At 32.4% G+C, this 5,752-nt stretch carries 6 protein-coding genes and 2 pseudogenes; 3 read left to right on the forward strand and 5 right to left on the reverse strand.

Going from position 1 to position 5,752, the window contains the following annotated elements; all coding sequences use genetic code 11:
- Positions 1-223 (reverse strand): annotated as a pseudogene (locus tag L6Q46_RS12310) (M1 family peptidase); the annotation flags it as partial.
- Positions 224-669: 446 nt separating this feature from the next.
- Between L6Q46_RS12310 and L6Q46_RS12315 the strand changes: the two are divergent.
- Complete coding sequence (locus L6Q46_RS12315; RefSeq protein WP_111567176.1) at positions 670-1,044, forward strand: GreA/GreB family elongation factor; 375 nt, start codon at positions 670-672, stop codon at positions 1,042-1,044.
- Positions 1,045-1,119: 75 nt separating this feature from the next.
- Here the strand turns inward: L6Q46_RS12315 and L6Q46_RS12320 are convergent, their stop codons facing one another.
- Complete coding sequence (locus tag L6Q46_RS12320; RefSeq protein WP_291284554.1) at positions 1,120-2,787, reverse strand: RluA family pseudouridine synthase; 1,668 nt, start codon at positions 2,785-2,787, stop codon at positions 1,120-1,122.
- Between the two features lie 56 nt (positions 2,788-2,843).
- On the opposite strand from L6Q46_RS12320, the gene L6Q46_RS12325 reads away from it, so the two are divergent.
- Both L6Q46_RS12325 and L6Q46_RS12330 read left to right on the forward strand, forming a co-directional pair.
- A complete protein-coding gene (locus L6Q46_RS12325) occupies positions 2,844-3,080 on the forward strand; it encodes a hypothetical protein (RefSeq protein WP_291284555.1) in 237 nt (78 codons plus the stop codon).
- Complete coding sequence (locus L6Q46_RS12330) at positions 3,077-3,358, forward strand: type II toxin-antitoxin system RelE/ParE family toxin (protein ID WP_291284556.1); 282 nt, start codon at positions 3,077-3,079, stop codon at positions 3,356-3,358. The genes L6Q46_RS12325 and L6Q46_RS12330 overlap by 4 nt, the downstream gene beginning before the upstream one ends.
- Before the next feature lie 62 nt (positions 3,359-3,420).
- Here the strand turns inward: L6Q46_RS12330 and L6Q46_RS12335 are convergent, their stop codons facing one another.
- The 3 genes and pseudogenes from L6Q46_RS12335 to L6Q46_RS12345 form a co-directional block, all read right to left on the reverse strand.
- Entirely contained in the window at positions 3,421-5,049 is a 1,629-nt protein-coding gene (locus tag L6Q46_RS12335; RefSeq protein WP_291284557.1) for a carboxyl transferase domain-containing protein, read from the reverse strand.
- A gap of 98 nt (positions 5,050-5,147) precedes the next feature.
- Entirely contained in the window at positions 5,148-5,552 is a 405-nt protein-coding gene (gene yiaA / locus L6Q46_RS12340; RefSeq protein WP_111567178.1) for an inner membrane protein YiaA, read from the reverse strand.
- A 33-nt stretch (positions 5,553-5,585) separates the two neighbouring features.
- Positions 5,586-5,752, reverse strand: a pseudogene (locus tag L6Q46_RS12345) (UDP-3-O-(3-hydroxymyristoyl)glucosamine N-acyltransferase); the annotation flags it as partial.

A 5,752-nucleotide genomic window follows, 5' to 3' on the forward strand; every position in this document is an offset into this window, starting at 1 on the left:
ATTGAATTTTTTGAGTTGGAACCATCACTTCAAAAGTAATTTCATTAAAACCTTTTATACTTTTTTGCTCTGGATTTATGGTAATATTTAAATCATAGCGTTTAACATCATAGGAAGTTCTTTCAATGCGTAAACCACCTTGTAAAGAGTCGCGACGGGTAAATTGAGCACTAATTTGTTGGATTCCTAATATCGCTAGGATAACTAAAAAACTGTTTTTCATAAGGATAGTTTTCAAAATCTAAATATAAGAGTTTGAATTTAAAAACTTATAATTTAAATAAAATAAAATCGTAATTATAAAGTAAAAAATAAGAGAACTATGTTTTACCAATAAAGGATAATGAATTGTTAAATTTTTTTTAGTCGTATGAAATAGTTATAAATTTGAAGATATTTATTTGAAATGAATCAGTCTACTTTTTTTAACATACTTATAGTTCGAAGTTTCATCACTTTGAATTATTTACATGATGATTCTTTTTTAAAAAGTTCAAAAGTCTTCATTAAATAATCCCTGTCAAGCCCAAGACAGGGAAATTTCTATTTTCTTACTCAAAATAAATAATAATTATTTGCCTTTTTTGATGCTTTTGTGCTGGATTCATACTTGAATTTGGTTGGGTATTTCTTTAGGTTTCATTCAGGCATTTATAAAAAAATAAAAAAATGAATCAAGATATTATATTAACAACAGGAATTTATGATTTAATTAAAGATTTACTAAGAAGAAAAAAAGTGACTCCGTTTGTGGAAGATCAATTAGTAGTGCAATTAAAGCGTGCGAAACAAATTAGACGCAGAGAATTACCAAATAATGTGGTTACCATTGACTGCAGAGTTACTATTAAAGATATCCTAACAAATGAATTGCAAGATTTTACTTTTGTAGCACCATCAAAAGCTAAAAGAAGAAATAATACAGAATCAATTGTTGGTGATGTTGGATTAGCTTTAGTTGGAAATAAAACTGGGGATCAAATAAAATGGGATTTTGGATCTGGTGAGAAAAATTTTGAAATAATTAAAGTAGAAAGATTTTAGAATTAAACTTATAAAATCTTGATTGTAAATTCAATTAAATAAAAAGTGGGTTTCAATTATAAGAAACTCACTTTTTTAAAATGTTGCTTCTTTTGTAATTGTCATTTTTTCTCTCGAAATCGGATGTTCAAAAGTCAAACTTTCTGCATGTAAGCGTAAACGATCAGCTTTTTTTCCATACAAATCATCGCCAATAATTGGAGTTTTTAATCCTAATTCGTGTGAAGCATGCACTCGTAATTGATGCGTTCTTCCTGTAATAGGATAGAAGTAAACCAAAGTTTGATTGTTTCTAACTTCAATTTTTTTCCATTTGGTTTGCGCTGGTTTTCCGTGTTCGTAACAAACCAATTGTCGTGGTCTATCGTCCAAATCTACTCTCAATGGTAAATCGATAAAACCTTCATTTCCTTCTAAAACACCATCTAATAAAGCAACATATCGCTTTTTAATCGTTCTTTTGATGAACTGACTTTGCAGTTTTACATACGTTTCTTCGTCTTTTGCAATCAACATTAAACCTGATGTCGACATGTCTAAACGATGTACAATTAATGGCCCAGTTGCATTTGGATATAATTCTTTGACTCTTTGGTAAACAGAATCTGATATGATTTTTCCAGGAACAGATAGAAATTCTGCGGGTTTATTTATTATTGCTAAAACGTCATCTTCATAAACAATTTCAATGTTTTTTCCTTCCGCTGGATTTTCCTGAAACGGATTTGCTTCCATTTCCAAACCTTGCAACATGTGTGATAACAAAATAGGTTCGCACTTACTTTTACAAGCGGGATAAAATTGTTTGTGTTTACGAATTTCCGATTTTGGCGATTGTCCCCACCAAAATTCAGCCATTGCGATTGGTTTCAAATTATGTTCGAAAGCGTAATGCAATAACTTTGGTGCAGCACATTCACCAGCTCCAGCTGGCGGATTATTATTGAAAATTTCTCCAATGCTTTTTCGTTCACCAAATTGATTTAAAAACGAATATTCTGCAAACAGTTTTTGTTGTAATGCTCCTGATTTTATTCGGCGATCTTCTTTTAACTGATTGATTTCATCTAAAAGCAAATTGACTTCTTTTTGTGCATTTTCAATTTGAAAATTCCAATATTTGGTCATTTTTTTGAGTAAAATGCTCTCTTTTTTGCTTTCTTCCGAAAGTTCTAATTCTAATTGTTCAATTTCAGCTGAAGATAAATTGGTGAATGAAATTCGTTTTTCATCGCGTTCCAACTTTAATCTTTTGATTTTATCTTTCTGATTTTGAATATCGGTTAAAGCTTCAATTTTAGTAACGTCTAATTGATTTTTCTTGTTTTGAAGTTCGTCGGAATTTTCTAAAATTTCGATTTGACGATTGATTGCATTCAAAACTTCTTCTTCTTTTCTGAAAAATCCATCTTCATGCAACATATCAAAAATCGTTGGAACAAAATAGGGAAGGTGATTCACACCAGCCAGTTTTCCAGAAAAAGCCCATAAATAGCCTAATTCTCCTTCTTGATTTTGACAAACTAAAACACCAAACATTTTTCCAATTACTAAACCTTCTTGATTTTCTTTCAAACCGAAATTGTGTTCAAAATCGGTTTGCTTTTCTAAATACGATTGCAATTCAGTTGTAGCAATCCTAGTTAATTCATGCGGTTCATAATAAAAAGGGAACGTGAATTTTTCGGGTAAAGAAATACCTGAAATATTGGTTTTGAAAGGTTGGAAAAGCGATTTTGACATGATGCAAAGATAAAGTAATTGAAATAATATTTATCTTTGTGTAAATCAGTTTACTCATGAATATTGAAACACACAGAAAAAGTATTATTCATCGAATTTTGGATATCCAAAACGAAGATGTTTTGAATAAAATTGACCAACTTTTGAATGATGAAGGATATGTTTATGATGTTAATGGCAAATTACTTTCTGTTGCCGAATATAAGCAAGAAATTGAGGCAATTCTCAAAGTTTCAGAAGAAAATGATGTGTATAATTCCGAAACAATAAGAAATAAGATTTTTAAGAAATGAAATCTGTAGTTTGGTCAAAAGCTTCTTTAGATTCCCTCGAAACAATTCATAATTTTATTTTTCAAAATAGTCCTCAAAACGCAGAAATGGTAATTGAGACTTTGTTAAATTTGGGAGATGATTTAGCAAAATTTCCGCATAAAAATCCAAAAGAACCTTTATTTAATGATGAAATGATTCGGTATTTTCCAAAATGGAATTTTAAAATCGTATATCGGATAGAAGAAAATAGAATTTTGATTATCAATATTTATTCAACGAAGATGAATTGGTATTAAACACGAATTTCACGAATTTTCACGAATTAATTTGTGTCAATTCGTGAAATTCGTGTTATGAATTAGACTTGAATCACCCCTAAATTAAACTGTTTCTCAATAGGTGCGTGGTTGGCTGCTTCAATTCCCATAGAAATCCAATTTCTGGTTTCTAATGGATCAATAATAGCATCTGTCCACAAACGAGAAGCAGCGTAGTATGGTGAAACTTGTTCGTCATATCTTGCTTTGATTTTATCGAATAACTCTTTTTCTTTTACCTCATCGATGACTTCGCCTTTTGCTTTTAAAGATGATGCTTCAATTTGTGCTAATACTTTTGCCGCTTGCGTTCCACCCATAACCGCTAATTCTGCACTTGGCCAAGCGAAGATTAACCTTGGATCATAAGCTTTTCCACACATCGCATAATTCCCAGCACCGTATGAGTTTCCGACAATCACAGTAAATTTTGGTACAACCGAATTCGCCATCGCATTCACCATTTTTGCTCCGTCTTTTATAATTCCTCCGTGTTCTGATTTGGAACCTACCATAAATCCAGTAACATCTTGCACAAAAACTAATGGAATTTTCTTTTGGTTACAATTGGCAATAAAACGTGTCGCTTTATCCGCAGAATCGGAATAAATTGCTCCACCAAACTGCATTTCACCCTTAGCGTTTTTTACAATTTTACGTTGGTTCGCAACAATTCCAACTGCCCAACCATCGATGCGAGCGTAGGCTGTAATTAAGGTTTTTCCGTAATCACCTTTGTATTCGTCAAATTCTGAATTGTCTACCAAACGTTTGATGATTTCATACATATCGTATTGATCAGCTCTCGATTTTGGTAAAATTCCGTAAATATCTTTTGGTTCTAAAGCTGGTTTTTCGGCTTTCACACGATTGTATCCTGCTTTATCGAAATCACCAATTTTACCTACGATACTTTTAATTCTATCTAAAGCATCTTTATCATCTTTCGCTTTATAATCCGTCACGCCTGAAATTTCGCAATGTGTTGTTGCTCCACCAAGAGTTTCGTTATCAATTGTTTCTCCAATTGCGGCTTTTACTAAATAACTTCCAGCTAAGAAAATACTACCGGTTTTATCTACAATCATGGCTTCATCGCTCATAATAGGTAAATAAGCACCACCAGCAACACAACTTCCCATAACAGCGGCAATTTGGGTAATTCCCATACTGCTCATGATGGCATTATTTCTAAAAATACGACCAAAATGTTCTTTGTCTGGAAAAATTTCGTCTTGCATTGGTAAATAAACTCCAGCTGAATCCACTAAATAAATGATTGGCAAACGGTTTTCCATGGCAATTTCTTGCGCGCGAAGATTCTTTTTTCCAGTAATTGGAAACCAAGCACCTGCTTTTACTGTAGCGTCATTAGCTACCACGATGCACTGTTTTCCAGAAATAAATCCGATTTTCACAACAACTCCTCCAGAAGGACAACCGCCATGTTCTTTGTACATACCATCTCCAACAAATGCACCAATTTCAATGCTTTTTGCCTTTTCATCTAAAAGATAATCAATACGTTCACGAGCTGTCATTTTACCTTCAGCGTGTAATTTTTCGATACGTTTTTGTCCGCCACCTAATTTAACTTGGGCAAATCGGTTTTTTAAATCGGAAAGTAAAAGTTTGTTATGATCTTCGTTTTTATTGAAATTAATGTCCATTTGGGTTTTGTTGTTTTATTGGTTGGCTAAAATACAAAATCCATCTGAAAAATAAATTCTTTAGATGGATTTGGAATAAATTTAACTAATGTTAATTTTTATTGTTGTGAATTAGTATCTCGAGCTTGACTATCTCTAGTGTTTTTCTGTACTGTTATGGCTCCAAAAATAGAAAGTAAAAAAGAAAATGCATAAAAACCTTTTTCACTCGGAAGTAAAGTAGCATTCCACAATCCTACAATTAATAAAACAATTGATAATATGGTGGCAAACCAGCAAATTCCGTAATATAAATCGGTTACAGGAATATTTTCTAAGCGGTCTCTAACACTTTTTTGTAAAGAAACCACAGCGAAAAGTCCGAACATTAAAACTGTGAAGTAATATCCTTTTTCGTTTAATAGCATATCAGCTCTGAATAATCCGATTAAATAACCAATCATTCCAGTTCCTAATGCAATCCAAGATGCAGCAATAAACGCCGCAGAAGGTTTTTGATACATAGATTTTTGTTTTATAGTTATTACAATATTACTTTATTTTTTTGAATCGTTTACCATTCTTTTTAAAATTGCCCATTGTCTTAAAGCGTCTTTGGCATCAATTGCAGGATATCCTAGCACTGCCTTTCCGGCTTCCACATCAGCAGCAACACCTGAACCTGCACCAATCATAACGCCATCGCCAATAGTGGTGTGGTCTT

The organism is Flavobacterium sp. (genome assembly GCF_023151265.1).
Classification (GTDB): Bacteria; Bacteroidota; Bacteroidia; order Flavobacteriales; family Flavobacteriaceae; genus Flavobacterium.

Bases quoted from the DNA above. Each gene is read 5' to 3' on its own strand.
- L6Q46_RS12315 (WP_111567176.1), top strand. From the start codon at position 670: ATGAATCAAGATATTATATTAACAACAGGAATTTATGATTTAATTAAA.
- L6Q46_RS12335 (WP_291284557.1), bottom strand. From the start codon at position 5,049: ATGGACATTAATTTCAATAAAAACGAAGATCATAACAAACTTTTACTT.
- L6Q46_RS12320 (WP_291284554.1), bottom strand. From the start codon at position 2,787: ATGTCAAAATCGCTTTTCCAACCTTTCAAAACCAATATTTCAGGTATT.
- yiaA (WP_111567178.1), bottom strand. From the start codon at position 5,552: ATGTATCAAAAACCTTCTGCGGCGTTTATTGCTGCATCTTGGATTGCA.
- L6Q46_RS12325 (WP_291284555.1), top strand. From the start codon at position 2,844: ATGAATATTGAAACACACAGAAAAAGTATTATTCATCGAATTTTGGAT.
- L6Q46_RS12330 (WP_291284556.1), top strand. From the start codon at position 3,077: ATGAAATCTGTAGTTTGGTCAAAAGCTTCTTTAGATTCCCTCGAAACA.